This is a genomic window from Sandarakinorhabdus sp., assembly GCF_040398665.1.
In the GTDB taxonomy this organism is placed as follows: domain Bacteria; phylum Pseudomonadota; class Alphaproteobacteria; order Sphingomonadales; family Sphingomonadaceae; genus Sandarakinorhabdus.
This window is the reverse complement of sequence record NZ_JBBATQ010000003.1, coordinates 237211-262190: the sequence shown is the minus strand read 5'-3', so window position 1 is coordinate 262190 and position 24980 is coordinate 237211. Positions and strand designations below refer to the sequence as shown.

Here is a 24980-nt window from a genome sequence, read left to right as displayed (position 1 = left end):
CTTCCGCAGGATCATCCCGTTGCTGTCCATCCGCCCGGCGCAAGCCCGTGAAATCCCGCTTCTGGAGGCCTTGATCGCTGCCTCGGCACGCGGTCTGAGCCAGGGCCATTACACGCCTGCACAAACCGAAGCCGCGATCGCCCATGTGTTCGGGGTGGACAGCGAACTGGTGCGCGACGGCACCTATCTGGTGGCCGAGACCGAAGACGGCATCGCCGGCTGCGGCGGCTGGAGCCGGCGCGCCACCCTGTTTGGCGGGGATCGTTTTGCCGGGCGCGTATCGGGTCTGCTCGATCCTGCGCATGATGCCGCCAAGGTGCGCGCTTTCTTCGTGGCGCCGCATGCCGCCCGCCGCGGCGTGGGGGCGGCGTTGCTGAAGGCCTGCGAAACGGCCGCAGCGGCAGCAGGATTCGCACGCACCGAACTGATGGCGACCTTGCCCGGCGTGCCCTTCTATACCGCTTACGGCTATCAGGCAGTATCACCGATCAGCCTGGATTGCGGCGGGGTCGCCGTGCCGTTCCTGCCGATGCACAAACATCGATTGCTGCACGGCGCGGCGGTTTGACGCACAAACTGTTGCGCAAAGGCCACGCCCGGCAACTGTATCATTGCAGCCACAGCAGAGAGATCATTTTTTAAGGTGCGCGAATGGCGTATGTCAGGCAACGGCAAAAACAGCGGTTACACGATGCGAAGTTGCAAGGCTGAAAGAAGGGCTTTGTCGACGGAACACGCAGGTTTTGCCACCTGCAGGGTGTCGCTGGACATTTCGGCTTGAGGGCCGGATGCGTTGGCGTGGCGAGGTTGCCGGCAGGCAGGGTCGCATTGGTTGGTGTGGCGTAGACGCAAGCCAATGCGATCAGACGACCGAATTTGATCTGAAACAGGGGACTGACATGACGCAAAGCAAGAACACGGCCCGCGCGGGCGATTTCAAGTTGGCAACGTCGGTGCTGGCGTTGATGCTGGCCGGCATGGCCGCACCGGCCTTGGCCGCGCAGGACCAGGCCGCTCAGGCCGCCGCCGCCGCGGAAGACAAGGAAGACGCCACCATCATCGTGACCGGCACCCGCCGTACCGACCGCACCGTCGGTGAAAGCGCCGTGCCGATCGACGTGTTCAGCGCCGACGATTTCAAGGCGCAGCCTTCGCCGCAGCTGCAGAACATCCTGAAGACACTGGTGCCGTCGTTTAACCAGAACCGCAACCTGTTGGGCGATGCCTCGGCCTTCGTGCGTCCGCCCAACCTGCGCGGCCTGCCGGCTGACCAGATCCTCGTGCTGGTGAACGGCAAGCGCATGCACCGTTCGGCGTTGGTTCAGGTGACCGGCGATTCGCTGAACGCCGGTTCGCAGGGCCCCGATCTGTCGCAGATTTCGTCGCCGGCCGTGAGCCGCATCGAAGTGCTTCGCGACGGCGCCGCCGCCCAGTATGGTTCGGACGCCATCGCCGGCGTTATCAACATCGGCCTCAACCGCTCAGACTCCGGCTACAACCTCGCCGCGCGCTATGGCCAGACCTATCGTGGCGACGGCGAAGACCTGCAGATCAGCGGCAACGCCGGCTTCAAGCTGGGTGATGGCGGTTTCTTCAACATCACCGGTGAATTCATCGATCAGAACGTGTTCGACCGTTCGGTGCCGCGCCCGGAAATCGCTCCGCTGATCGCTGCCGGTATCAAGCCGCCGCGTCCCACGGGCAACCAGCTCGGCCAGCCGTCCAACCGCGCCTATCGCATGGTGTGGAACGCTGCTTTGCCGGTCGGTGATGGTGACGAAGTCTATCTGTTCGGCAACTATGGCTGGCAGCGCCAGTCGAACGACTTCAACTACCGCCGTCCGCGCGCTGTGTCGGCAGCTGACATCCCTCTGCGTCCGGGCACCGGCACCTTCGGCAAATCGATCGGCACGCTGTGGTATCTTGATCAGGTTGGTGTCGATCCCGTCAGCGGTCGTCCGATCTACAACGAAGCCGGCCGCACCTGGACGGAAACCACCACCTTCCCGAATGGTTTCGTGCCAGTGTTCGAAGCGTCGATCGAAGACATGTCGATCGTCGGCGGGTACAAGGGCGCGACCGAAGGCGGCATCAAGTATGATGTTTCGGCCTCGTATGGCCGCAACCAGATCCGCTACTTCATGTATGACACGCTGAACCCCTCGATGGGCCCGCAGTCGCCGAACGACTTCTATCTCGGCAAGGCTGTGCAGACGGAATATAACCTGAACGCCGATTTCAGCTATGAAACCGACATTGGTCTGTTCAAGCCGTTGTTCATCGCTGCCGGTCTGGAATTCCGCCGCGAAGCGTTTGAAGTGGGCCTGGGTGACCGTGAATCGTGGGTTGCCGGCATCTATGGTTCACAGCTGGTGCGCCGTGCCGACGGCACCACGTTCAACGTGACCAAGCCTGTCGGCGCCAACGGCTTCCCCGGTTTCGGTCCGGATTCGGTGATTGAAGGCGGCCGTAACAACTATTCAGCCTACCTCGATTTCGAAGCCGAAGCGATTGAAGGCCTCGATCTTGGTCTGGCTGTCCGTTACGATCACTTCAACGATTTCGGCAGCACCTTCAACGGCAAGTTCAGCGCTCGCTGGGCCATCAACGACGCCATCGCCCTGCGCGGCGCGGCTTCGACCGGCTTCCGCGCGCCGACGCCGGGTCAGCAGTTCACGCAGAACACGCAGACCGGCTTCCCGCTCGGCAGCCCGGTTCCGGTGGCCACCCAGACGGCACGTCCGGACAGCATCTCAGCGCAATATTTCGGCGCCCAGTCACTGTCCCCTGAAAAGTCGATCAGCTTCTCGGGCGGCCTCGTGCTGACCCCGGGCGGCGGCTTCAATGTCACGGCCGACTTCTACAACATTGTCGTGCGTGACCGGATCGGCATCACCTCGTCGGTGACCGTGACCCCGGCTGACCAGCTGTCGCTGCTGGCGCTGGGCCTGACCACCGCGCTCGATCTTGGCCAGGTGAACTATTTCACCAACGGGTTCCGCACCCGCACGCAGGGCTTCGACATCGTCATTTCGCACCGCGCGGATACCGATGCTGGTCGTTTCAACACCAGCCTGGCCGTGAACTACAACAAGACCAAGGTCACCGACCGTCGTTCGATTGCTTTGTCGACCATCCGGCCGACTGACAGCCGCGTGCTGAGCCTGATCGATGACACCCGTCGCGGTAACATCGAAGGCAACAACCCGCGCTGGCGCGCCGTTCTGTCGGAAGCCTATACCAATGGCAATTTCGACCTGACCGCGCGTGTGAACTACTTCGGTAGCTTCACCAGCTTCTTCGCTCCGATCGGTTCGGTCCCGAGCGGCGTGGATGCGACGGCGTTCCGGGCTCTGTATCCGGCGACCCTGTGGCCAAAGGATTTCGGTGCTGAAGTCAGCATCGATCTGGAAGCCGGTGTCACCTTCGCCGAGAAATATCGTCTCGCTGTCGGTGTGGAAAACCTGTTCAACAATTATCCGGATGTCGAAACCCGCAATGCCTATCCGTCGACCGGCGGTCAGGCCAACGGCTCCCTGTACCCTGGCTCCTCGCCGCTGGGTCAGGCTGGTGGCTTCTGGTACGTGCGCGCTACCGCGAAGTTCTGATCGCGGCGCGAGCATTAACGCTTGCCAAGCACGGGCGGCAGGGCAATCCTGCCGCCCGTTGCCGTTTCAACCAACCGGAGGATCATGTCATGAAATTCTTCACGCTCGCCGCCGCTGGCCTCGCGCTGGCCATCACCGCCCCGGTCGCGGCCCAGAATGTCCAGAAAATCGGCACGCCCGGCGGCCGCATCCTGACCACCGCCGTCGTCAAGCCCGGTGCCACCACCGTCTATCTATCGGGCAACCTCGCCTCGCCGATCGATCCGGCCAAGCCGACCGAATTTGGCGACACCAAGACCCAGACGATCAGCACCTTGAAGAAAATCAAGGCGCTGCTTGAAGCCCAGGGCATGACCATGAAGGACATCATCCGCATGGACGCCTTCCTCACCGCGGCGCCGGGCATGGACGGCAAGATGGATTTCAACGGCTTCAACGCCGGCTTTGCCGAGTTTTTCGGCAATGCCGAAAACCCCACCACCACCACCCGCACCACCATGCAGGTCGCCGCCCTGGCCGGCCCGAATTTCCTGGTGGAATTGACGGTGATCGCCGCCAAGTAAGCCAGCGCCTTGCGACAACGAGCGGGCTGCCGGCACCACCGGCAGCCCGTTTGCGTCATACCAGCACGCGTTCCGGTTTCGGCACTTCGGCCAGCACCGTGCCCGCATCGATGCGCATCAATGGCTTGATATGGCCGTCGCGCAGATCATAGACCCAGCCATGCAGCGTCAGCGGCTTGCCGGCAGCAAAGGCTGCCTGCACCGGCGCCGTGCCGGCCAGGTGCAGCAACTGATCCCGCACATTCACTTCCACCAGCCGGTTCACCCGCGCCTCGCCAGGCGACAGCGCCTCGATTTCGGTGCGATGATCGCGCAGCACCTGGCGGGCATGTTCCAGCCAGTCGGCAATCGGGCCTTGCACCGTGCCATCGAGCGCTGCCTGGATGCCGCCGCAGCCATAATGGCCGCAGATCACCACATGCGCCACCTCCAGCACATTCACGGCATAGTGCAGCACCGCCATCAGGTTGCGATCATCGGGATAGACAAGATTCGCGATGTTGCGATGCACGAACAGGCCGCCGGGCACGGCCTGGGTCATCTGATCGGGCGCCACGCGGCTGTCGGAACAGCCGATCCACAGGAACACCGGCCGCTGCAGATTGAGGTTGCGGTTGAAGAACTCCGGGTTCTCGCTGAGCATTTCAGCAGCCCAGGCCCGGTTGGCCAGCAACAATTGATCGATTTCCTGCATCGCAGACCCTTCAGGTGGCGCGGGCGCGCGACAATGGTGCCTTCACCATCGGCGCGAATTTCATGGCGTGATCGGCCTTCACCTTCACATCGATGTTGCGGAAGGCCGCGGCGCGCACGAAGCTGTTGATGATATCGATGCAATCCAGATCGACATAGGTGGTGCCCGACAGATCGAGCAACATCACGCTGCCATCCGGCACCCGGCCCAGCGCCTCCTGCAGGGCCGGCTTGTGCATGAAATACAGGTTGCGCCGCGCCCGCACCATCACCGTGCCGCCATATTCGACATAGGTGATGATGTTGCCGGTGGACCGCCAGATCACGAAGCCCATGCCCACCGCCAGACCGATCCCGATGCCGATCAGCAGATCGCTGAACAGGATCGCCAGCACGGTGACGACGAAGGGGATAAACTGGCTGATGCCCTGTTTCCAGCGCTGCACGAACAGCGCGGGCTTGGCGAGCTTGTAGCCCGTGGCGATCAGCACCGCGGCCAGCGCCGACAGCGGAATCAGGTTGAGGATCGACGGGATGATCGCAAGGCCGAGCAGCATCCAAAGGCCATGCAGCATCGTCGACAGCCGCGAATCCGCGCCCGATTCAACGTTCGCCGATGATCGCACGATCACCGACGTGACCGGCAGACCGCCGAGCATGCCCGATGTGATGTTGCCGATGCCCTGGGCAAGCAACTCGCGATTCTTGTCCGTCACCCGGCGTTTCGGGTCGAGCTCGTCCACCGCCTTCACCGACAGCAGCGATTCCAGGCTGGCGACAATGGCCAGCGTCAGCGCGGTGGTCCACACGGCGGCATTGGTGATCGCGCTGAAATCCGGCAGCCGGATCTGATCGGCCAGATCGAGGGGATTCGCCGATACCGGCACCTGCACAAGATGGCTGGGCGCCACCACCAGGCCGGGGGCGAACTGGCGAAAGGCTTCGTTGGCGGCCACCGAGAACAGCACCACCACCAGCGGGCCGGGCAGCAGCTTCAATGGGCCATCCTTGGGCTTGGCCTTGTCCCACCAGAACAGGAAGGCCAGGCTGATCAAGGCGATCAGCGCGGCGCCGATCAGGAAATTGCTCTGGATGGCCGTCAGCAACGTGGTGAAGGTGTTTTCACCGTCCGGCTGGAAGAAGCCCATGTCGCCTTCGGGATCGCCATCATAGCCCACCGCATGTGGGACCTGCTTCAGAATCAGGATCAGGCCGATCGCCGCCAGCATGCCGGTGATGACGGCACCCGGCACGAATTCGGCAATCACGCCGCCGCGCGTCGCGGCAAACAGCAATTGCAGCGCGCCGGCCAGCACGACCGCCATCAGAAAGGCTTCAAAGCTGGGCAGGCCAGTGATCGCGGCCAGCACGATGGTGGTGAGGCCGGCTGCCGGCCCGGCGACTGACAATGGCGAGCGGCTGAACCCGCCGACAACGATGCCGCCGACGATCCCCGCCACCAGGCCCGACATCAGCGGCGCGCCCGACGCCAGCGCCACACCCAGGCACAAGGGCAGCGCCACCAGCGCCACCACGATCGAGGCCGGCAGATCCTGCCGCCAACTGGCAAACATGCGGCTGATCGGCTGCATCCTGTATTGGTCTCCGGTCTGAACGTTACGTTGGCTCAGCGATGGCAATGGCTATCATTGCCCACCGGCAATGTCACTGCGCTTGCATGCGCCCGCGCTGCGCGGCACACAGGGCTTCATGACCAACGCTCCGCTTCAGGCCGTCATCATTCCCGTCACCCCGTTGCAGCAGAACTGCACGCTGATCTGGTGTACCAGAACCATGCGCGGCACCTTCACCGATCCGGGCGGCGATCTCGATCGGTTGATGCACGAAGCCGACAGCCGCGGCGTCACCATCGAGAAACTGCTGGTGACGCACGGCCACATCGATCATTGCGGGCTGACCGCCGTGCTGGCGCGGCAATTGGGCGTGCCCATCGAAGGCCCGCACATCGATGACAAATTCTGGATCGACATGAACCCGGCGCAAGGGGCCGCCTATGGCCTGGCCGGCGCCGAAGCCTTCACGCCGGACCGCTGGCTGAACAATGGTGACCAGGTGACCGTGGGTGAACTGGTGCTCGATGTCTATCACTGCCCCGGCCACACCCCCGGGCATGTCGTGTTCCATCATGCGCCGTCCAACCTGGCAATCGTCGGCGACGTGCTGTTTCAGGGCAGCATCGGCCGCACCGATTTCCCCAAGGGCAATTTCAACGATCTGGTGGAATCGATCACCAGCAAGCTCTGGCCGCTGGGCAATGCCACCGCCTTCGTGCCCGGCCATGGCCCGATGAGCACGTTCGGCCGCGAGCGCCAGTCCAACGCCTTCGTCGCCGATCGGATGCTGAACTGATTTCCGATAATTGTATTTTACAAGGTTACAAAGGTTCCGCTTTTTTCCAACAATTGGCGCGCGAAGATATATCTTGCGTTGGCAGAGCGCCAATTTTTGTGCGGCAGCATACTCGCACGCGGACCTGTAGGACAGGCCCTGCGGAAAACGCCTGATCCGGCAGCGTTCAGACGAAGTCGGTGGAACCGGGCGGCGGCGCGATGCCCAACCAAAGCGCCCACAACGACAAGCCGATCAGCAACAACCAGGTGAGCACCACCCCAACCGAGCGGAACAGGTTGGGTGACGGGCGTGACATGCCGATGGCATGCGCGATGCGGGCCACAATCAACAGGGCGCCACAGCCCCACAACAACAACGAACCATGGCCGGACGCCAATTCCACGCCGGCCATCAGCAGCAGCAGGAACGGCACATGTTCGGCAAAATTGGCGTGCGCACGCACGCGCTCCAGCAGCACCTGGTCGCCACCGTCACCAAAGGCCACCATGCCCGCCAAGCGCTTTTGCACCACGCGCAGGCTGAGCAGAAAAAACACCAGGCCCAGGCAGCCCGCCGTGATCAAGGTGACCGGCAGCAGCATCAGGCGGCCTTCTTCGGCGCATCCGGCACGAAGCGCTGTACCAGTTTATAGCTGCGCTCATACCATTTGGAGGCCGGATAATTGTTGCCGAGCACGGCGGCCGCCTTCACCGCTTCTTCGGGAATGCCCATCGCCAGATAGGCTTCGACCAGCCGGTGCAGTGCCTCGGGCGCATGGCTGGTGGTGTCATATTGATCGACCACGGTGCGGAACCGGATGATCGCGGCCACCTGCAGGCCCTGATCCTGATAAAAGCGGCCGACTTCCATTTCCTTGCCGGCCAGGTGATCGCGGGTCAGATCGATCTTCAGCCGGGCATCGGCGGCAAAATCGGTGTTGGGATAACGACGGACCAATTCGCCCAGCGCATCCAATGCCTGCTGGGTGATCTTCTGATCCTTGGTTACCGGCATGATCTGGTTGTAATAGCTCAATGCCACCATGTAATAGGCATAGGGTGCCTCACGGCTGCCGGGGTGCAGCGACAGAAACCGTTGCGCGGCGCCGATCGATTCCTGATATTCGCCAGACACATAATAGGCAAAGGCCGACATGAGCTGCGCGCGGCGCGCCCAGACACTATAGGGGTGCTGGCGTTCGACTTCATCGAACTGCGCCGCCGCAAGGCGATACTGGCGCTTGTCCAATGTCTGCCGCGCGGCGCTGTAGAGGGTTTCCACATCCTGCGCGATGTAGCGCTGATCCTTCTTGGCCTTGCCGCCGCCATTGGCACAGGCCGACAGCAGCACCAGGGCAGACAGGGACAGGATGGCGGTGCGATTGAGACGGGGCATGGCAGCCTATTAGCAGGATGGGTTGGCGGGGGGAAGGTTCGCACATCCGGATGAGTGGCGGCTGTCTGCCCTGCCCACCCCCAACCCCTCCCGCAAGCGGGAGGGGAGTCGATTGCGCTTGCTCGTATTGCTCCCCTCCCGCTTGCGGGAGGGGCCGGGGGTGGGAAATGTGGTCAGAAATCCTGCGGCCGCCGCCGGATCACCAGATTGCGGATCTCGGTCATGTCTTCCATGGCAAAGCGCACGCCTTCGCGGCCCAGGCCACTGTCCTTCACGCCGCCATAGGGCATGTTGTCGACACGGTAGCTCGGCACGTCGTTGATCACCACGCCGCCAACCTCCAGCACGTCCCAGGCCTTCAGCATGTGGAACAGATCGCGGGTGAAGATGCCGGCCTGCAAGCCGAACTTGCTGTCGTTGACCATGTCCAGCGCCTCGTCGAACGTGTGGAAACGCGCAAAGAAGGCCACCGGGCCAAAGGCTTCCTCGGTGTTCAGCTTTGCCTCACGTGGCACATCCTCCAGCAGGCTGGCAGCGAGCATCGCACCATCCCGTGTGCCGCCGCACAACAGTTTCGCGCCGCCGGCAACGGCTTCCTGAATCCAGCCGTCCAGCCGCGCCGCTTCCTTCACGTCGATCATCGGGCCAATGAACGTGGCTTCCTCGCGCGGATCGCCGGCGATCAGTCTGGCAGTGCGCTCGACCAGCTTGGCCTTGAACGCATCATACACGGCATCATGCACCAGGATGCGCTGCACGCCGATGCAGGATTGGCCGGATTGATAGAACGCGCCGAACACCGTGCGATCCGCCGCATCATCCAGATCGGCATCGGGCATGATGATCACCGCCGCATTGCCGCCCAGTTCCAGCACCACCTTCTTCTTGCCGGCGCGGGCCTTCAGATCCCAACCGACCTCGGGCGATCCGGTGAAGCTGAGCAATTTCAGCCGATCATCGGTGGTGAACAGATCGGCGCCGTCGCGGTGCGCCGGCAAAATCGCGAAGGCGCCGGCCGGCAGATCGGTTTCGGCCAGCACTTCGCCGATGATGATGGCGCCCAGCGGCGTGCGGCTGGCGGGTTTCATCACGAACGGGCAGCCGACGGCAATCGCCGGCGCGATCTTGTGCGCCGCCAGATTGAGCGGGAAATTGAACGGGGAGACAAAGCTGCACGGCCCGATCGGCACGCGTTTCCACATGCCCTGATAGCCTTTGGCGCGGGCCGAGATATCCAGCGGCTGCACCTCGCCGGTCATCCGGACGCTTTCTTCGGCGGCGATGCGGAACGTGTCGATCAGCCGGCCGACTTCGCCGCGCGCGTCTCGGATCGGCTTGCCAGCTTCGATGCACAGCGCATGCGCCAGTTCCTCGAAGCGCGCGGTGAAGCGGTTCACACAATGCGCCAGCACCGCCTGGCGCTCGAAACTGGCCATGCGCGCCATCGGTTCGCTGGCGGCCACCGCTGCGGCGATGGCGCGATCGATGGTGGCGGCATCGGCCATGGCGACGCGCGTTGCCGGCTCTCCGGTGAACTTGTCGGTCACCACCAGATCGGCGTTGGGCTGTTCGGCCCGGTTGGCGACATAGAGCGGATAGACATCCCTGAGCGCCATGGCCCGAACTCCCTTGATATTGGTCAGACGGTCAGCACGATCTTGCCCAGCGCCTTGCGATCCATCATCCAGCGGATTGCCTCGGCGCCTTCGGCCAACGGGAAGTGCCGCGACACGTGCGGCTTCAGCTTGCCGTCCGCATACCAGCGCAGCAATTCTTCCATGTTCTCGCGGTGCAGCGCCGGTTCGGCCTGGGTGAAGGCGCCCCAGAACACGCCGACAATGCTGGCGCCCTTGATCAGCGGCAGGTTGAGCGGCAGCGCCGGGATGGCGCCGGCAGCAAAGCCGATCACCAGATAACGGCCGTTCCAGGCGATGCCGCGAAACGCCGGCTCGGCAAAACGATCGCCGACCGGATCATAGATCACGTCCGCGCCCTTCCCGCCGGTCAACTGCTTGATGCGGTCCTTCAGATCCTCGGTGGCGTAGTTGATCACCTCGTCCGCGCCCATCTGCCGGCACAGTTCGAGCTTTTCATCCGAAGACGCGGCGGCGATCACCCGCGCGCCCATCACCTTGCCCAGTTCCACCGCGGTCAGACCGACACCGCCGGCCGCGCCCAACACCAGCAGGGTCTCGCCAGGCTGCAGATTGGCGCGCTGCTTGAGCGCGTGGTGGCTGGTGCCATAGGTCATGGTGAAACCGGCGGCGATGTCGAACGGCATGCCCGGTGCCATCTTCACCACCTGGCCGCGATTGGCGATCACTTCTTCGGCCATGGCGCCATGGCCGGTCATGGCGATCACCTGCTCGCCAACCGCCACATCGGTGATGCCTTCGCCAATCGCGCTGACGATGCCGGCGCACTCACCGCCGGGGCTGAACGGCAAGGCCGGTTTGAACTGGTAGAGATTCTGGATGATCAGCGTGTCGGGAAAATTGACGCCCACCGCCTTGACACTGATCCGAACTTGGCCGCGGCCGGGTTCGGGCAGGGCAATATCGGCCACCACCAGCTTTTCCGGACCCCCATGTTCAACGCACAAGACTGCCTTCATCGCTCAACTCCCCGTCATTCGTTGGCTGCAGCATAGCGGCGGGTCAGCCCAGCGCCAATCCTGCCAATATTGCATCGCCCAGCAGCCGGAATTCGGCTTCACGCGGGCTACCCTGCCGCCAGACCAGGGCGACCGTGCGCGACGCATCGCCCGAAACCGGCCGCGCAATCAGATTGGTGCCGGCCAGGATGCCGGCATCCAGCGCCAGTTTCGGCACCAACGTCTGCCCCATCCCGCCGGCCACCATCTGCACCAGCGTGATCAGGCTGGTGCCGCGATGTGCCGGATCGGCGCGCAGTTCCGGGCGCCCGCACGCCGACAGTGCCTGATCCTTCAGGCAATGCCCATCTTCCAGCAACAGCAGATGATCGGAATTGATCGAATCGGGCGCCACGGCCGGCGGCGGATCGGGCAGATCGCCCGGCGCGAACACCAGGTAGAACGGGTCTTCGAACAAGGGCATCACGCCAAGGCCGGGCGTTTCCCACGGCAGCGCCAGCAGCACGACATCGAGCATGCCGCGGCTCAGGGCTTCACTCGCCGGACCGCTCATGTCTTCGCGCAGATGCAATTTCAGATCCGGGTAACCGTGGCGGATATGCGCCGAAATGCGCGGCAGCAGATAGGGCGAGATCGTCGGGATCACCCCCAGCCGCAGCGGGCCGGCGAGCGGCTTGTCGCCGCCCACGGTGAGGCCGACCAGTTCATCGGTTTCGCGCAGCACGGCATAAGCCTTGGCCACCACCCGCTCACCCATCGGCGTGAAGCGCACGACGCGGCGGTTGCGCTCCACCAGCCGCACCCCCAGCAGCGATTCCAGTTCGGCCAGCCCGGCCGACAGCGTCGATTGGGTGACAAAGCAGGTTTCCGCCGCGCGGCCGAAATGGCCATGGATGTGCAGCGCGGTCAGATACTGCAATTGCTTCAGCGTGGGCTGATAGGCTGTCATTGATGCAATCGATTTGTAATAGAGATATTATCGATTGGATTTCTATCTCGCATCGGACCAGGAGGCAAGGCGTCGGCAGCGCGATGGCGCGCGGTCGGTACGAGATTTCACCCCTGACCAAAGGATTTACCACATGGCTCTTACTGTTGGCGATACCGTTCCGTCGTTCGTTCTGCCGGTGCAGCAGGGCGTTGCCGCCTTGCCGGCTGGCGAAACCCTGGACATCACCACGGCCTATCCCGGCAAGTGGAAGATCCTGTTCTACTGGCCGAAGGATTTCACCTTCGTCTGCCCGACCGAAATCATCGGCTATGGCGATCTGCTCGGCGATTTTGCCGATCGCGATGCCGTGCTGATCGGCGCGTCGACCGACACCGATTTCGTGCACTTCGCCTGGCGCAAGAGCGACGAGCGTCTGGCTGCGTGCGATTTCCCGTGGCTGGCCGACAACTCCAAGCTGCTGGCCAATGCGCTGGGCATCATCGTTGCCGAAGCCGGCGTGCCGCTGCGCGCCACCTTCATCATCGATCCGGACAATATCATCCAGCACGTCACCGCCAATGGCCTCAACGTGGGCCGCAACCCGGCCGAAACGCTGCGCATCCTCGATGCGCTGCAGACCGACGAGCTGTGCCCTTGCAACTGGCAGGGTGGCGAAGAAACGCTGAAGCCGGCGGCGTGATGTTGTTCCCTCTCCCCCTGCGGGAGAGGGCGACACGTCGAAGGCGAGCGGGGTGAGGGGTTGGCCGCACGTGCCCCCTCCCCTCCTCACATGCCCTCTCCCTCCCACCGCCACGCGGCGGGCCCCTCCCTCTCCCACCCGGAATATTCCTGGGGGAGAGGGGAAAAGGTAGACCCATGCTTTTCTCTGAACTCGCGAAAACCTTGCCGGATTACGCCAAGGATCTGCGCCTGAACGTCTCCAGCCTGCTGGCCGAGCAACTGCTGAGCGATCAGCAGAAGTGGGGCACGATCGTCGCTGTCGCGCATGCCTGCGCCCACAAGCCGCTGATCGACGCGGCCGAGGCTGAAGCAGCGAAGAAGCTCACGCCCGAAGCGTTGAACGCTGCCAAGGCGGCCGCCAGCATCATGGCGATGAACAATATCTATTACCGCTTCACCTACATGGCGTCGCGGCCCGATTACAAGACGATGCCGGCCAAGCTGCGCATGAACGTGATCGGCGCGCCGGGCATCGAGAAGGCCGATTTCGAGCTGTTCAGCCTTGCTGTCTCCGCCATCAACGGCTGCGGCATGTGCATCGATGCCCACGACAAGGTGCTGGCCCAGCACGGCGTGGGCGCCGACAAGATCCAGGCCGCCGTGCGGATCGCGGCGGTGATGCATGCGGTGGCGCGGACGCTTCAGGCGCTGTAAACGGACAGCGGCTGCAACGCCGTCAGACGACCGCAGGCGCGAAAGGCCAGCTATGCAATGGCATGGCTGGCCTTTCGCGTTGAAATGGGCTAAGCCTGACTCAATTCGATGGCGCACGACCATCAGCAGGTAGGCCCATGTCTCTGATCGCCTTTCTCGATTCGGTGAAGCATCGTGACCCGGCGCCGCGTTCTCGATGGGAAATCCTGATCTATCCGGGCGTCTGGGCGCTGGGCTTTCACCGCATCGCGCACGGGCTGTTCCGGGCCCGCTTCTTCTTTCTGGCGCGGTTGGTCAACCATATCGCCCGCCTGCTCACTGCCATCGATATCCATCCCGGCGCCCGCATCGGCCGCAACTTCTTCATCGATCACGGCTTTGTGGTGATCGGCGAAACGGCCGAGATCGGTGACAATGTTACCATCTATCAATGCGTCACCCTGGGCGGCACCGATCCGGCCGGCGGCCGGGGCGGCAAGCGCCACCCGACCATCCTGGATGGCAGCATCATCGGTTCGGGCGCCCAGGTGCTGGGCCCGATCACCGTGGGCGCCAATGCCCGCATCGGCGCCAATGCGGTGGTGACCCGCGATGTGCCGGAAGGCGCCACCATGGTCGGCATTCCAGCCAAGCCGGTGGTGATGGCGGCGGAGGATTATGCCAAGCCGTTCATGCCTTATGGCACGCCCTGCGCGCAGAAGTTCGACCCCGAAACCCAGAAGCTGGAATTGCTGCGCTGCGAGATCGACGTGCTGAAATCCCGGCTGGATGCGCTGACCCGCGACGAGGAACACCGCCCAAGAAAGGCATCTGGCGCCGGTTGACCTGTATCGCTGCGCGCGCCACATTTGCGGCGTGAGCATCGTTATCCCGTTGGCCATTGCCCCCGGCGTCCGCCAGATCGCCTTCACCCGGATCGAGCTTGATCGGATCATGTCGCTGTATGGCCGCATGGTCGCCGCCGGGCTGTGGCGCGATTATGCGCTGGAGCTGGGCGCCAAGCAGGCCAGCTTTTCCGCTTTCCGCCGCTCCGCCGAAAATCCGGAGGTGCGGCTGGTGAAAGACCCGGCGCTGCGCGCCAAGCAGGGCGAATGGGTGTTGTATGGCGAAGGCGGCGTGGTGCTGAAACGCGGCCACGAACTGGCCGGGGTGCTCGCGGTGGTGGAACGGCGGTTGCTGAAGGCCGTGGAGAGCAGCTGATTCAGCCCGTTGCTTGCGGCAGGCGCGCGCGCAGGCGTGGCGGCACATAGAGCAGCAATTCGCCGCGCACCGTTCGCCATGCGGCCGAGAGCAGCACCAGAAACAAGCCGATGATCAGCGCCGTGACGCCGAAGGCCGCAGACACGTCGCCGCCGCCGCCGATCAGGGCCTGGATGGCGTAGATGACATAGCCCAGCGCCGAGACAATCAACGCGCGCCGATCGATCGCCAGCGCCAGCACGGTCAACAGCAGATAGACCAGGACAATGGCCAATGCCGATCCAAGCCCCGGTGGACCATCGGCGAGCCCGGCGGCTGCGAACACCGGATGGATGATCATCGGTGCCGCCAGCAGATGCAACCAGAACGCCACATCGCTGCGCCGCGTGGTCCGCGCCAGATCGCGGCTATCGTACCACATGGCTAGTGCAAACACGCCGAGTCCGCACAGCGCTATCATCGGCAGGAATGGCGGTGAATCGAGCTTGAGTGCCCAGGCAAGCCCAGCGGTTCCGGGCAGGACGACGACAGAAGCCGCGGCACCGGCACCGGCGGCGATGGTGATCGGCACCATGAAACGCCGCCAGTGCAGCCAGGCCGCCGCAATGCCGAGCCCGCCAGCCGCCACCATGGAAACCAGTGCCGGCGTCGCAGCCATGGCGTCCAACGAGCCGCCGCCGACGCTGATCGCCGTGGCGAACGCCGATCCGACAAAGCTGAGCAGCAGCACGACACTGGGCAAGGCCATGCGGCGTTTGCGGGTGAAATATTCGGCCAGGCCCCAACTGATGGCAGCGAGCAGCGGCGGCGCCAGCACGGGCACGATCTGGCTGGTCAGGCTGCCCACCGCAAACAACAGCAGGCCGATGGCGATGGTGACAAAGATGTCGTTGAAGCTGGTCAACAGCCGGAACTGTTCTTCGTCCGGCCCCACAGCCGTGTCGCGCCGCAAATCCTGGGTGAAGCGCAGCAGCCGATCTCGCGTGTCGGCATCGATGATGCCGGCGGCCACCGCCGCGTCGAGATCGGCCGCTTCGATCACGCTTGGCTCAACGCGCCCCGCCCAAGGCCATTTGCGCCTGCGCGCCGCCATTGTCGGGCACGACCTCACCGGTGCGGTCGCTGATCTCGGCAAAGCGCGCCGCCACGGTTTCGGCGGTCAGTTCTTCCGGCGACAGATGCACGCCGCGGGTCAGCGTCACATAGGCGCGCTCGATGCCGCCGGCGCCAGCGTTCAGGATGACGTTGGTTGGCGCCTCTTCGGACACCAGGAACACGGAGGCTGGCACCACGGTTTCCGGCCCCATCTTCTCCAGCATGGCCGGCGGCATCAGATCCTCGGTCATGCGGGTCGCCGCCAGCGGCGCGATGGTGTTGACGTGGACATTATACTTGGCGCCTTCCAGCGCCAGCGTCTTCATCAGGCCGACCAGTGCCAGCTTGGCTGCGCCATAATTGGCCTGGCCGAAATTGCCATAAAGGCCGGTGGACGACGTGGTCATCAGGATGCGGCCATAGGCCTGCTCGCGCATCAATTCCCACACCGCCTTGGTGCAGTTGACGCTGCCCATCAGGTGCACGTCGATCACGGTGCGGAACTCGTCCAGCGTCATCTTCACGAAGGTCTTGTCGCGCAGGATACCGGCATTGTTGATCAGGATATCGATGCGGCCCCAGCGTTCCTTGACGTTGGCCACCATCTTCTCGACCGCAGCCATGTCGGTGACGCTGGCGCCATTGGCCATGGCTTCGCCACCCATGGCGGTGATTTCATCGACAACCATCTGCGCGGCCGACAGCGACGCGCCGGAACCATCACGGGCACCGCCCAGATCATTGACCACAACCTTGGCACCGCGGCGCGCCAGATCCAGCGCATAGGCCCGGCCGAGGCCGCCGCCGGCACCGGTGACAATGGCAACACGCCCTTCGAAGGAAAGCGACATTGGCTACATACCCCTGAATTTGTTGCGGGCGTCGGCGGCGGCTATGCGGCCGCGTTGCCAGCCCTGATGTTCATACGGCCTGCGCACGGGAATCGATGCCAAGCCCTTGGCGCTTTAACCGGGCCGGAGCAGGCTGCAAAGCGAATCCGCAACTTTGGCTCAGGCCGCCTGCACCGCCGGGGTAGCATCCAGCGAATAACCGGCGGAGCGCACGGTGCGAATCAGGTCCGGCAGCTCGTCGCCGGTCGGCCCGGCGTTGACCGCCTTGCGCAGCCGGCGGATGTGCACGTCCACCGTGCGCTGCTCCACATAGACATCGCGGCCCCACACGGCATCGAGCAGTTGTTCACGGCTGAACACCCGGCCGGGATGTTCGAGGAAATGCCGCAGCAAGCGGAATTCGGTGGGGCCAAGCTGCACGGTGCGGCCATCGCGCATCACCCGGTGCGCCGTGGTATCCATGGCGATGCCAGCGAATTCCAGTTGCCCGCCCGACAATGCCGGACGCAGGCGGCGCAGCACGGCGCGGATGCGGGCGATCAGTTCGCGGGGGGAAAACGGCTTGGTCATGTAATCGTCGGCGCCGGTTTCCAGCCCGCGGATGCGATCGGCCTCGTCGCCGCGCGCGGTCAGCATGACGATCGGCAGATTGGCGGTGGCCGGCGCACGGCGCAGGCGGCGGCAGACCTCGATGCCCGACAGATTGGCGATCATCCAATCGAGGATGACCAGATCGGGCTTTTCCTCCTCGGCCAGGGTCAGCGCCTCCTCACCGTCACCGGTGCGCACGACATCGAAACCCTCTTTCTCAAGATTGTAGGTCACCAGCTCGATGAGGCTGGCATCGTCTTCGACGAGAAGGATCTTGGCACGCATGTTATACTCTCCCGAAAGGGGGCAGGCTTATTCAGGGCTGTAGACGGTGGAGGCGAAATCATTCTTCGGGCGTTCGGCCGGGCGTTGGCCGGTGACGGAAAAATGCACCATTTCGGCCACCGATGTGGCGTGGTCGCCGATGCGTTCCAGGTTTTTCGCCACGAACAGCAAATGCGTCGATGGCGTGATGTAGTGCGGATTTTCCATCATGAAGGTGAGCAGCGACCGGAACAGCGAGTTGTAGAATTCATCGACCTGCTGATCGCGCGACAGCAACCCCACCGCCTTCACGGCATCGCGATCGACAAAGGCATCCATCGTGTCGCGGATGATTTCCACCACGATGCGCGCCATTTCCGGGATGATCACCGCCGGGCCCACCGGTTGCGATTGCGCCACCACGATCGTGCGCTTGGCGATATTCTTGGCATAATCGCCGATGCGCTCCAGCACGCCGGCGATCTTCAACGCGGCCACGATTTCGCGCAGATCGCTGGCCAGCGGCGCCCGCAGCGCGATGATGCGCACCGCCAGCACTTCGGCTTCGGCCTCCAGTTGATCCAGCCGCTTGTCGGCTTCGATCACCACCCGCGCCGCATCGATGTTGCGGCTGATCAGCGCGTCGACGGCATCAGCGATCTGGGTTTCACACAGGCCGCCCATACGGCTGATCACGGCGCGAAGCTGGGCAATATCCTCGTCGAAACTCTTGACGGTGTGGGCAGTGACTTCGGGCATGGCCTGTTCCTTTGCGCCGCTGGCTGATGGGGGCGTCAGCCGTAACGACCGGTGATATAATCCTTGGTGCGGGTTTGCTGCGGGTTGGTGAAAATGGCCGGCGTCTCGTCATATTCCACCAGCGTGCCGAGGTGGAAAAACGCCGTGCGCTGGCTGACGCGGGCGGCCTGCTGCATGTTGTGGGTGACGATCACGATGGCATAACGGCCGCGCAGTTCGTCGATCAGCTCCTCGATGCGCGCGGTGGCGATCGGATCGAGCGCCGAGCAGGGCTCGTCCATCAGGATCACTTCGGGATCGACGGCGATGGCGCGGGCGATGCACAGGCGCTGCTGCTGCCCGCCCGACATGGCAGTGCCGCTTTCACCCAGCCGGTCCTTCACTTCGTCCCACAGGCCGGCGCGGCGCAGCGCGCTTTCGACGATATTGTCCATATCGGCCTTGGCGCGGGCCAGGCCGTGGATGCGCGGGCCATAGGCGACATTTTCATAGATGGATTTGGGAAAGGGATTGGGTTTCTGGAACACCATGCCGACCCGCGCGCGCAGCTGCACCACATCCATCACCGGCGCATAGATATCCTGGCCATCCAGTTCGATGCGGCCTTCGACGCGCGCGCCGTCCACCGTGTCGTTCATGCGATTCAGGCAGCGCAGGAAGGTGGACTTGCCGCAGCCCGATGGCCCGATGAACGCCGTGACATGTTCGGGGGACACATCGATGGAAACATCCTTGATGGCCTGTTTCTGGCCATAAAAGACATTGACGTTGCGCGCCGTCATCTTGGGCACATGGTTGTGGCCAATGGCGGCATTTGGGGCAGGATTGGTGTTCACCAGCGCCTCTCGAAACGATTGCGAAGATAGATGGCGACGCTGTTCATCAGGATGAGGATGAACAGCAGCACCATGATGGCCGCCGAGGTCTTCTCGACAAAGCCGCGCTGCACATCATCCGACCACAGGAACACCTGCATCGGCAGCACGGTGGCCGGCGCAGTCAGGCCCTGCGGTGTATCGGTGACAAAGGCGCGCATGCCGATCAGCAGCAGCGGCGCGGTTTCGCCAAGCGCGCGGGAAATGCCGATGATCGTGCCGGTCATGATGCCGGGCAACGCCAGCGGCACCACATGCTGGAATACCACCTGAATGGGCGAGGCGCCGATGCCCAGCGCCGCATCGCGGATCGACGGCGGCACCGCCTGGATGGCAACGCGCGCGGCGATCACGATCACCGGCATGATCATCAGCGCCAGCGTGATGCCGCCCACCAGCGGCGAAGAGCGCGGCAGGCCGGCATAGTTGAGGAAAAACGCCAGGCCCAGCAGGCCGAAGATGATCGACGGCACTGCCGCCAGATTGTTGATCGACAATTCGATGATGTCCGCAAGCCGGCCCCTCGGCGCGAATTCCTCCAGCCAGGCCGCCGAAAACACCCCCAGCGGGAACGCGATGGCGATGGTGACGAACAAGGTGAACAGCGATCCCAGCGCCGCGCCGCCGATGCCGGCCAGCTCAGGTTCGGTCGAATCGGCATTGCCGATGAAGGCCTGGTTGAAAACGGTGCGCAGCCGGCCTTGGCTATCCAGCCAGCGCCAATCGGACACTTCGCGATCGGTCACACCGCGGCTGTCGGCCGGCGCATCCAGATCATATTTGCCCTTGGCAAGCAGATCGATGCTGGAGCGCACCGGCACCCACAGGGTTTCGGTGCGGCCGATCAGCGTGGGATCGGCGACCAGGCGATCCCGAAGTGCAAGCCAGGCGGCGTCGGACAGCATGTCGGACGCTGGCCCCAGTTGCAGCGCGGCCTTGTCCATCAGGGCGACATAATCGGCCCGCGCCAGCACGGCCTGGGCGCCGGGCCCACGCAACGCCGCCGAATCGACCCCCAATGTGGCAGCATCGAACATCACTTCCACCCGCGCCTCGGTGCGCAGAAACCCGGTCCAGCCATCGCGCACGATGGTGAACAGCAGAAAGGCGAGGAAGCCCGCCGCCACCATCAGCGCGCCGGCGCCCAGCCGCCGGAAATTGCGCTCCGCCCGATAGCGCGCGGCGATGCGGCCCTGCATTTCAGGGGAGGCCCAGTCGGTCGGCTGGCGCTCAAGCGGCGCGGCAGCGGAGGCGGCAATTGTCGCCATCACTCATAGGCCTCCCGATAGCGTTTCACCACCGCCAGCGCATAGATGTTGAGCACCAACGTCATGCAGAACAGCACCAGGCCCAGCGCGAAGGCCGACAAGGTCTTGGCGCTGTCGAATTCCTGATCGCCGGTGAGCAGCGCCACGATCTGCGTGGTCACGGTGGTGACACTGCTGAACGGATTGGCCGTCAGATTGGCGGCCAGGCCGGCGGCCATCACCACGATCATGGTTTCGCCGATGGCGCGCGACACGGCCAGCAGCACACCGCCAACGATGCCGGGCAAGGCGGCGGGCACCATCACCTTCTTGACGGTTTCCGACATGGTGGCGCCCATCGCCAGGCTGCCATCGCGCATCGCCCGCGGCACCGCGGTGAGCGAATCATCGGCCATCGACGACACGAACGGGATGATCATGATGCCCATCACCAGCCCGGCAGCGAGCGCGCTGTCGGACGAGGCATCGGACATGCCGATCGCCACCGCCAGTTGGCGCACCAGCGGCGCGACGGTCAGCGCCGCGAAAAAGCCGTAGACGACCGTGGGCACCCCGGCGAGCAGTTCGAGCACGGGCTTGAGCCAGCGGCGCAGCGACGGCGCGGCATATTGGGTGAGGTAGATCGCTGACAGCAGCCCGAGCGGGATCGCCACCAGCATGGCGATGATCGCGCCGATGAAGATTGTGCCCCAGAACAACGGCACCGCCCCGAACGAGCCGGTGGACCCGACCTGATCGGCCCGCAGCGCCGTCTGCGGGCTCCATTGCAGGCCAGTGAGAAATTCGACCGGCGAGACCATGCCGAAGAAGCGGATCGATTCGAAGATCAGCGACAGCACGATGCCGAAGGTGGTGAGAATGGCCACCACCGACGCCAGCAGCAGCACCGCCTGCACCTGGGATTCCACGGCCGTGCGGGCGCGGAAATCCGGGCGGATGCGGCCATAGCCCCACAGGCCGCCGCCGCACAGCAGCGCCACGGCCAGCGCACCGGCCAGCAGGTCACCATTGGCCACCGCCGCCGCATAAACCGGCGCCAGTTTCGGTGCGACCGGATTGAACGCCTGCGGCAGATCGCCGGCGACCAGCCCGCGCACTTCGTTCATCAGCGCGGCACGGTCCAGCTTGTCCACCGGCTGATCGGCCGCGGGCAAGGCGCCGACCACCTGCTGCTCGATCCAGCGCTCGCCGACCAGGCTCCAGCCGGCCAGCACGATCAGCGCCGGGGCCAGCGCCAGCACCGCCACATAGGCGCCGTGATACACCGGGCGGCTGTGCACGGCGCCGAACCTGCCGGCAGCCGCGACGATCATCTTGCCGGCCCGCGCCCGCGCCGCCAGATAGGCGAAGCCAGCCAGGCCAATCACCAGCAACAGGGCAATCAACAGCGTCATGTCACGCTGGCCTCATCCATCGGGGTCAGATCACGGGCCAACGCCTCGCCGGCGCGCCTGACGGCTTCGGGCGCCGCCACCAGGCCCTTGCGCGCCAGATAGCCCTTGCGGCCCCAGGTCGATTCACGGGCATATTCGGCCAGAAATTCGCGCATGCCGCGCACGGCGGGCACATGCTGCACCTTTACATAGAGATACAGCGGCCGCGACGCCGGGAACGTGCCGCTGGCGATATTGTCATAACTGGCGCGAACACCGTGCAGCGGCACATCCTTCACGCGGTCACTGTTTTCCTCGACAAAACTATATCCGAACACGCCCAACGCATTGGGATTGGCAGAAATCTTCTGCACGATCAGATTGTCGTTCTCGCCGCCCTCAACAAAGGCGCCATCTTCGCGCACCTTCTCGCAAATCTGCTTATGGGCGGTTTCGTCCTGCTTTTTCAGGGCCTGCATCGCCGGCTCGCTGTTGCAGCCTTTCAGCATGTACAGTTCATTGAAACTGTCGCGCGTGCCCGATGTGGGCGGCGGGCCGATCACCTCGATGCGGATCGCCGGCAGCGCCGGATTGACATCGGACCACAAGGTCGCCCGGTTCGGCCCCTTGCCGAACGGATTGGCCGCAAGCGCCAGATAGACGTCGCGCTCGGTAAGGCCGGGGAAATCGGCACTGCGCGCCTGTGCGACCACCAAGCCATCGACGCCGACCTGCAATTCGATGAGGCCCTTCACGCCATGATTGCGGCAATCCGCGATCTCGCTGGCCTTGATGCGGCGCGAGGCGTTGGCGGCATCGGGGAACTGCGCCCCCAGGCCGGCACACATCAGCTTGATGCCACCACCCGTGCCGGTCGATTCGACGATCGGCGCCGGAAATTGCTGCCACTTGCGCTTGAACTGCTCGGCCACGGCCGTGGTGAAGGGATAGACGGTTGACGAACCGACAATGCGGATCTGGGTGCGGCTGCCCCCCGAACAACCAGCGAGCAGGGCCAGCACCGCAACTGCGATACCGGCCGTAACACGAAGACGTGCATGCTGCGTCAAGCTGGACCCCTGCATTGCGCCCGGACGAATCATCACCGTGATGAACCTTGCAGCGCACGCCCTAGCCGGCGCTGGTGAGGGACTTATGACGATATTGTGACATTCTTGTTACGCCGATGATCGGGCAAAGCTTGCGCGGTCACACCAGCGGCAGCGTGAAACACACCGTTGTCCCCTCCCCCAGCCGGCTGTCGATCTCCAGTCGGCCACGGTGGCGCTCCACGATATGCTTGACGATGGCGAGGCCAAGGCCGGTGCCGCCCAGGGTGCGGCTGCGCTGCGAATCCACCCGATAGAATCGTTCGGTCAGGCGCGGCAGATGTTCGGGCGCGATGCCCTCGCCGTGATCGGCCACGCTGATCCGCACCGTCGGATCACGCCCGGCGGCACCGGGATCGGCCACCAGCGACACGCGGATCGGCGTGCCGACGCGGCCATATTTCAAGGCGTTGGACACAAGATTGTGCAGCACCTGCAGTATCTGATCGCGATCGGCGATCACGCGCGGCAGATCGGCCGGCTCGTCGATCAGCAACTGGCGCTGATCGGTATCCAGCCGGATCGCCAATGTGCGGCCGACTTCGGCGGCGATGCCCTTCAATTCCAGCGCCTGGGTGGGCCGGATGAACTTGTCGAGCTCGATGCGCGACAGGCTCATCAGATCGTCGATCAGCCGGCGCATGCGATCGGCTTCCTGTGCCATGATCGCCAGAAAGCGCTGCCGCGCGGGTTCATCCTCGGCCGCCGGGCCTTGCAGCGTTTCGATGAAGCCGGTCAGCGTTGCCAGCGGCGTGCGCAGTTCATGGCTGGCATTGGCGACGAAATCGACGCGCATGCGCTCGGTCACCTTGGCCTGGGTGACATCGTCGAGCAGCACCAGACAGCGGCCCCCGACTCCATTGGCACCATCGCCCACAACGCGCAGCCGGAAACTGCGGTTGGCGTTGCCCAGCCCGCTGATCTCGCAATCTTCCACTGCCTTGCCGGCCATCACCGCTTCCACGGCGTCGAGCAGCACCGGGTGGCGCACGGTCAGCCGCAGATCGCTGCCCACCACCCGATCCCCCAGCAGCGCGCGCGCCGCGCCATTGGCCGCCGCCACCCACGACCCTTGCGTGATCAGCACGGCATCGTTCAAACTGTCGATATGGATGCGATCGGGCGGCGGCGGGGCCGGCGGTGGTGGTGGCGTTTCGGCCGGCACCATCGGTGCGGCATCGGCATCGGGCCGCGACAGACGGCCGAGCACCAGCCCGACGAGCAGCATCGCCAGCGTCAGCAGCAGCGTTTCGCCGGTGCTGGTCATGCGGCCAGCCCCGCCAGGGCGGGCAGCAACTGGTCATAATGATCGATGACCACATCGCCGCCCAGATCAGCGGCCGGCGTATCGGTGTAACCGAAGCTGACCAGCACGATGGGCAGGCCGGCATTGCGCGCGCCGCCGACATCGGTGGCGGAATCGCCGACAAACACGGCGCCCGAAGTTTCCGCGCCGCAGGCCGCCAGCGTGGCCAGCACATGCGCGGCATCGGGCTTGGGCCGCGGCGCCGAATCAAACCCGACGATGGCGGCAAAGCGCGCGCGCCAGCCGAGCGCGTCGATCAACGCGACGGCGAGCGCCGTGGGCTTGTTGGTGCAGATGGCGAGCTGGCAGCCGGCTGCCGCCAGCGCATCGAGCGCGGCTTCGACGCCCGCAAACGGCCGGGAAGCATCGGCAATATGCGCCGCATAATGTTGCAGGAACAACGGCATCGCACCTTCGACCAGATCGGGCCGGGCCTCACCGGTCACAGCCAAGCCCCGCGCAATCAACGCACGCGCGCCGTGGCCAACAAGGTGGCGCACATGATCGACCGGAACCGGCGGGCGGCCCAGACCGGCGAGCACATGGTTCATCGCACCGGCCAGATCGGGCGCGGTGTCGACCAGGGTGCCGTCAAGATCGAACAGGATGGTGCGGGGCAAAATCACGAATGATCATCCTTGCCAGAACGATGTTGCGGATATGCGACGGAGCGATGCGCTTCGCCCAACGGCTTTGCAAGCACGGCACATGCGCGCAGCTTCACTTTTCAAGCCACGG

25 protein-coding genes are annotated in these 24980 nt (G+C 64.3%); 8 read left to right on the top strand and 17 right to left on the bottom strand.

What is annotated here, in order from left to right; all coding sequences use genetic code 11:
- Positions 1 to 19: 19 nt before the first annotated feature.
- From ABWP22_RS06205 to ABWP22_RS06195, 3 genes are all read left to right on the top strand, one after another.
- The gene (locus ABWP22_RS06205; RefSeq protein ID WP_353199088.1) at positions 20 to 568 is read left to right on the top strand and encodes a GNAT family N-acetyltransferase; all 549 of its coding nucleotides are present in this window, start codon (positions 20 to 22) and stop codon (positions 566 to 568) included.
- Positions 569 to 611: 43 nt separating this feature from the next.
- On the top strand, positions 612 to 3608 hold the full coding sequence (locus ABWP22_RS06200) for a TonB-dependent receptor plug domain-containing protein (protein ID WP_353199087.1): 2997 nt from the start codon (positions 612 to 614) through the stop codon (positions 3606 to 3608).
- 89 nt (positions 3609 to 3697) lie between these two features.
- The gene (locus ABWP22_RS06195; RefSeq protein ID WP_353199086.1) at positions 3698 to 4171 is read left to right on the top strand and encodes a Rid family hydrolase; all 474 of its coding nucleotides are present in this window, start codon (positions 3698 to 3700) and stop codon (positions 4169 to 4171) included.
- 55 nt (positions 4172 to 4226) lie between these two features.
- Here the strand turns inward: ABWP22_RS06195 and ABWP22_RS06190 are convergent, their stop codons facing one another.
- The gene (locus ABWP22_RS06190; protein ID WP_353199085.1) at positions 4227 to 4865 is read right to left on the bottom strand and encodes a carbonic anhydrase; all 639 of its coding nucleotides are present in this window, start codon (positions 4863 to 4865) and stop codon (positions 4227 to 4229) included.
- Positions 4866 to 4875: 10 nt separating this feature from the next.
- A complete protein-coding gene (locus ABWP22_RS06185; protein WP_353199084.1) occupies positions 4876 to 6456 on the bottom strand; it encodes a SulP family inorganic anion transporter in 1581 nt (526 codons plus the stop codon).
- A 118-nt stretch (positions 6457 to 6574) separates the two neighbouring features.
- On the opposite strand from ABWP22_RS06185, the gene ABWP22_RS06180 reads away from it, so the two are divergent.
- Positions 6575 to 7234, top strand: coding sequence for an MBL fold metallo-hydrolase (locus tag ABWP22_RS06180; RefSeq protein WP_353199083.1), 660 nt, complete (start codon positions 6575 to 6577; stop codon positions 7232 to 7234).
- 166 nt (positions 7235 to 7400) lie between these two features.
- Here the strand turns inward: ABWP22_RS06180 and ABWP22_RS06175 are convergent, their stop codons facing one another.
- The 5 genes from ABWP22_RS06175 to ABWP22_RS06155 all read right to left on the bottom strand — a co-directional run bounded on the left by ABWP22_RS06175 (position 7401) and on the right by ABWP22_RS06155 (position 12174).
- Positions 7401 to 7817, bottom strand: coding sequence for an MAPEG family protein (locus ABWP22_RS06175; RefSeq protein ID WP_353199082.1), 417 nt, complete (start codon positions 7815 to 7817; stop codon positions 7401 to 7403).
- Positions 7817 to 8611: an outer membrane protein assembly factor BamD gene (locus ABWP22_RS06170; RefSeq protein WP_353199081.1), complete on the bottom strand. Its 795-nt coding sequence runs from the start codon at positions 8609 to 8611 to the stop codon at positions 7817 to 7819. Before ABWP22_RS06170 ends, ABWP22_RS06175 begins: the two co-directional genes overlap by 1 nt.
- 173 nt (positions 8612 to 8784) lie before the next feature.
- Positions 8785 to 10227 carry an aldehyde dehydrogenase family protein gene (locus ABWP22_RS06165; protein WP_353199080.1) on the bottom strand — a complete coding sequence of 481 codons (1443 nt, stop codon included), beginning with the start codon at positions 10225 to 10227 and terminating at the stop codon, positions 8785 to 8787.
- 23 nt (positions 10228 to 10250) lie between these two features.
- The gene (locus ABWP22_RS06160) at positions 10251 to 11225 is read right to left on the bottom strand and encodes an NADPH:quinone oxidoreductase family protein (RefSeq protein WP_353199079.1); all 975 of its coding nucleotides are present in this window, start codon (positions 11223 to 11225) and stop codon (positions 10251 to 10253) included.
- A 43-nt stretch (positions 11226 to 11268) separates the two neighbouring features.
- Complete coding sequence (locus ABWP22_RS06155; RefSeq protein ID WP_353199078.1) at positions 11269 to 12174, bottom strand: hydrogen peroxide-inducible genes activator; 906 nt, start codon at positions 12172 to 12174, stop codon at positions 11269 to 11271.
- A 133-nt stretch (positions 12175 to 12307) separates the two neighbouring features.
- Here ABWP22_RS06155 and ABWP22_RS06150 point away from each other — a divergent pair, with 133 nt between their 5' ends.
- From ABWP22_RS06150 to ABWP22_RS06135, 4 genes are all read left to right on the top strand, one after another.
- The gene (locus ABWP22_RS06150; protein ID WP_353199077.1) at positions 12308 to 12856 is read left to right on the top strand and encodes a peroxiredoxin; all 549 of its coding nucleotides are present in this window, start codon (positions 12308 to 12310) and stop codon (positions 12854 to 12856) included.
- Positions 12857 to 13032: 176 nt separating this feature from the next.
- Complete coding sequence (gene ahpD / locus ABWP22_RS06145; RefSeq protein ID WP_353199076.1) at positions 13033 to 13551, top strand: alkylhydroperoxidase, AhpD family; 519 nt, start codon at positions 13033 to 13035, stop codon at positions 13549 to 13551.
- A gap of 137 nt (positions 13552 to 13688) precedes the next feature.
- Complete coding sequence (epsC, locus tag ABWP22_RS06140) at positions 13689 to 14375, top strand: serine O-acetyltransferase EpsC (protein ID WP_353199075.1); 687 nt, start codon at positions 13689 to 13691, stop codon at positions 14373 to 14375.
- 31 nt (positions 14376 to 14406) lie between these two features.
- Complete coding sequence (locus ABWP22_RS06135; protein WP_353199074.1) at positions 14407 to 14751, top strand: DUF2794 domain-containing protein; 345 nt, start codon at positions 14407 to 14409, stop codon at positions 14749 to 14751.
- Position 14752: 1 nt separating this feature from the next.
- Here the strand turns inward: ABWP22_RS06135 and ABWP22_RS06130 are convergent, their stop codons facing one another.
- The 10 genes from ABWP22_RS06130 to gph form a co-directional block, all read right to left on the bottom strand.
- Positions 14753 to 15793, bottom strand: a complete 1041-nt coding sequence (locus tag ABWP22_RS06130) for a hypothetical protein (RefSeq protein WP_353199073.1) — start codon at positions 15791 to 15793, stop codon at positions 14753 to 14755.
- A gap of 7 nt (positions 15794 to 15800) precedes the next feature.
- Positions 15801 to 16697: an SDR family oxidoreductase gene (locus tag ABWP22_RS06125; protein ID WP_353199072.1), complete on the bottom strand. Its 897-nt coding sequence runs from the start codon at positions 16695 to 16697 to the stop codon at positions 15801 to 15803.
- Between the two features lie 159 nt (positions 16698 to 16856).
- Positions 16857 to 17573: a phosphate regulon transcriptional regulator PhoB gene (gene phoB, locus ABWP22_RS06120; protein ID WP_353199071.1), complete on the bottom strand. Its 717-nt coding sequence runs from the start codon at positions 17571 to 17573 to the stop codon at positions 16857 to 16859.
- Between the two features lie 27 nt (positions 17574 to 17600).
- Positions 17601 to 18311, bottom strand: coding sequence for a phosphate signaling complex protein PhoU (gene phoU / locus ABWP22_RS06115; protein WP_353199070.1), 711 nt, complete (start codon positions 18309 to 18311; stop codon positions 17601 to 17603).
- 35 nt (positions 18312 to 18346) lie between these two features.
- A complete protein-coding gene (gene pstB, locus ABWP22_RS06110; protein ID WP_353199157.1) occupies positions 18347 to 19093 on the bottom strand; it encodes a phosphate ABC transporter ATP-binding protein PstB in 747 nt (248 codons plus the stop codon).
- A 50-nt stretch (positions 19094 to 19143) separates the two neighbouring features.
- Positions 19144 to 20454 (bottom strand): phosphate ABC transporter permease PstA, encoded by a 1311-nt coding sequence (gene pstA / locus ABWP22_RS06105; protein ID WP_353199156.1) that lies wholly within the window; start codon positions 20452 to 20454, stop codon positions 19144 to 19146.
- The gene (gene pstC / locus ABWP22_RS06100) at positions 20454 to 21848 is read right to left on the bottom strand and encodes a phosphate ABC transporter permease subunit PstC (protein ID WP_353199069.1); all 1395 of its coding nucleotides are present in this window, start codon (positions 21846 to 21848) and stop codon (positions 20454 to 20456) included. Before pstC ends, pstA begins: the two co-directional genes overlap by 1 nt.
- Positions 21845 to 22897 (bottom strand): substrate-binding domain-containing protein, encoded by a 1053-nt coding sequence (locus ABWP22_RS06095; RefSeq protein ID WP_353199068.1) that lies wholly within the window; start codon positions 22895 to 22897, stop codon positions 21845 to 21847. The genes pstC and ABWP22_RS06095 overlap by 4 nt, the downstream gene beginning before the upstream one ends.
- A 139-nt stretch (positions 22898 to 23036) precedes the next feature.
- Positions 23037 to 24203 (bottom strand): sensor histidine kinase, encoded by a 1167-nt coding sequence (locus tag ABWP22_RS06090; RefSeq protein WP_353199067.1) that lies wholly within the window; start codon positions 24201 to 24203, stop codon positions 23037 to 23039.
- Positions 24200 to 24868, bottom strand: coding sequence for a phosphoglycolate phosphatase (gph, locus tag ABWP22_RS06085; protein WP_353199066.1), 669 nt, complete (start codon positions 24866 to 24868; stop codon positions 24200 to 24202). The genes ABWP22_RS06090 and gph overlap by 4 nt, the downstream gene beginning before the upstream one ends.
- Between the last annotated feature and the right edge of the window lie 112 nt (positions 24869 to 24980).

What these genes read in the sequence shown, in the direction of transcription:
- ABWP22_RS06195 (WP_353199086.1), top strand. Translation starts at nt 3,698, where the DNA reads ATGAAATTCTTCACGCTCGCCGCCGCTGGCCTCGCGCTGGCCATCACC.
- ABWP22_RS06190 (WP_353199085.1), bottom strand. Translation starts at nt 4,865, where the DNA reads ATGCAGGAAATCGATCAATTGTTGCTGGCCAACCGGGCCTGGGCTGCT.
- ABWP22_RS06185 (WP_353199084.1), bottom strand. Translation starts at nt 6,456, where the DNA reads ATGCAGCCGATCAGCCGCATGTTTGCCAGTTGGCGGCAGGATCTGCCG.
- ABWP22_RS06180 (WP_353199083.1), top strand. Translation starts at nt 6,575, where the DNA reads ATGACCAACGCTCCGCTTCAGGCCGTCATCATTCCCGTCACCCCGTTG.
- ABWP22_RS06175 (WP_353199082.1), bottom strand. Translation starts at nt 7,817, where the DNA reads ATGCTGCTGCCGGTCACCTTGATCACGGCGGGCTGCCTGGGCCTGGTG.
- ABWP22_RS06170 (WP_353199081.1), bottom strand. Translation starts at nt 8,611, where the DNA reads ATGCCCCGTCTCAATCGCACCGCCATCCTGTCCCTGTCTGCCCTGGTG.
- ABWP22_RS06165 (WP_353199080.1), bottom strand. Translation starts at nt 10,227, where the DNA reads ATGGCGCTCAGGGATGTCTATCCGCTCTATGTCGCCAACCGGGCCGAA.
- ABWP22_RS06160 (WP_353199079.1), bottom strand. Translation starts at nt 11,225, where the DNA reads ATGAAGGCAGTCTTGTGCGTTGAACATGGGGGTCCGGAAAAGCTGGTG.
- ABWP22_RS06155 (WP_353199078.1), bottom strand. Translation starts at nt 12,174, where the DNA reads ATGACAGCCTATCAGCCCACGCTGAAGCAATTGCAGTATCTGACCGCG.
- ABWP22_RS06150 (WP_353199077.1), top strand. Translation starts at nt 12,308, where the DNA reads ATGGCTCTTACTGTTGGCGATACCGTTCCGTCGTTCGTTCTGCCGGTG.
- ahpD (WP_353199076.1), top strand. Translation starts at nt 13,033, where the DNA reads ATGCTTTTCTCTGAACTCGCGAAAACCTTGCCGGATTACGCCAAGGAT.
- epsC (WP_353199075.1), top strand. Translation starts at nt 13,689, where the DNA reads ATGTCTCTGATCGCCTTTCTCGATTCGGTGAAGCATCGTGACCCGGCG.
- ABWP22_RS06125 (WP_353199072.1), bottom strand. Translation starts at nt 16,697, where the DNA reads ATGTCGCTTTCCTTCGAAGGGCGTGTTGCCATTGTCACCGGTGCCGGC.
- phoB (WP_353199071.1), bottom strand. Translation starts at nt 17,573, where the DNA reads ATGCGTGCCAAGATCCTTCTCGTCGAAGACGATGCCAGCCTCATCGAG.
- phoU (WP_353199070.1), bottom strand. Translation starts at nt 18,311, where the DNA reads ATGCCCGAAGTCACTGCCCACACCGTCAAGAGTTTCGACGAGGATATT.
- pstB (WP_353199157.1), bottom strand. Translation starts at nt 19,093, where the DNA reads ATGACGGCGCGCAACGTCAATGTCTTTTATGGCCAGAAACAGGCCATC.
- pstA (WP_353199156.1), bottom strand. Translation starts at nt 20,454, where the DNA reads ATGGCGACAATTGCCGCCTCCGCTGCCGCGCCGCTTGAGCGCCAGCCG.
- pstC (WP_353199069.1), bottom strand. Translation starts at nt 21,848, where the DNA reads ATGACGCTGTTGATTGCCCTGTTGCTGGTGATTGGCCTGGCTGGCTTC.
- ABWP22_RS06090 (WP_353199067.1), bottom strand. Translation starts at nt 24,203, where the DNA reads ATGACCAGCACCGGCGAAACGCTGCTGCTGACGCTGGCGATGCTGCTC.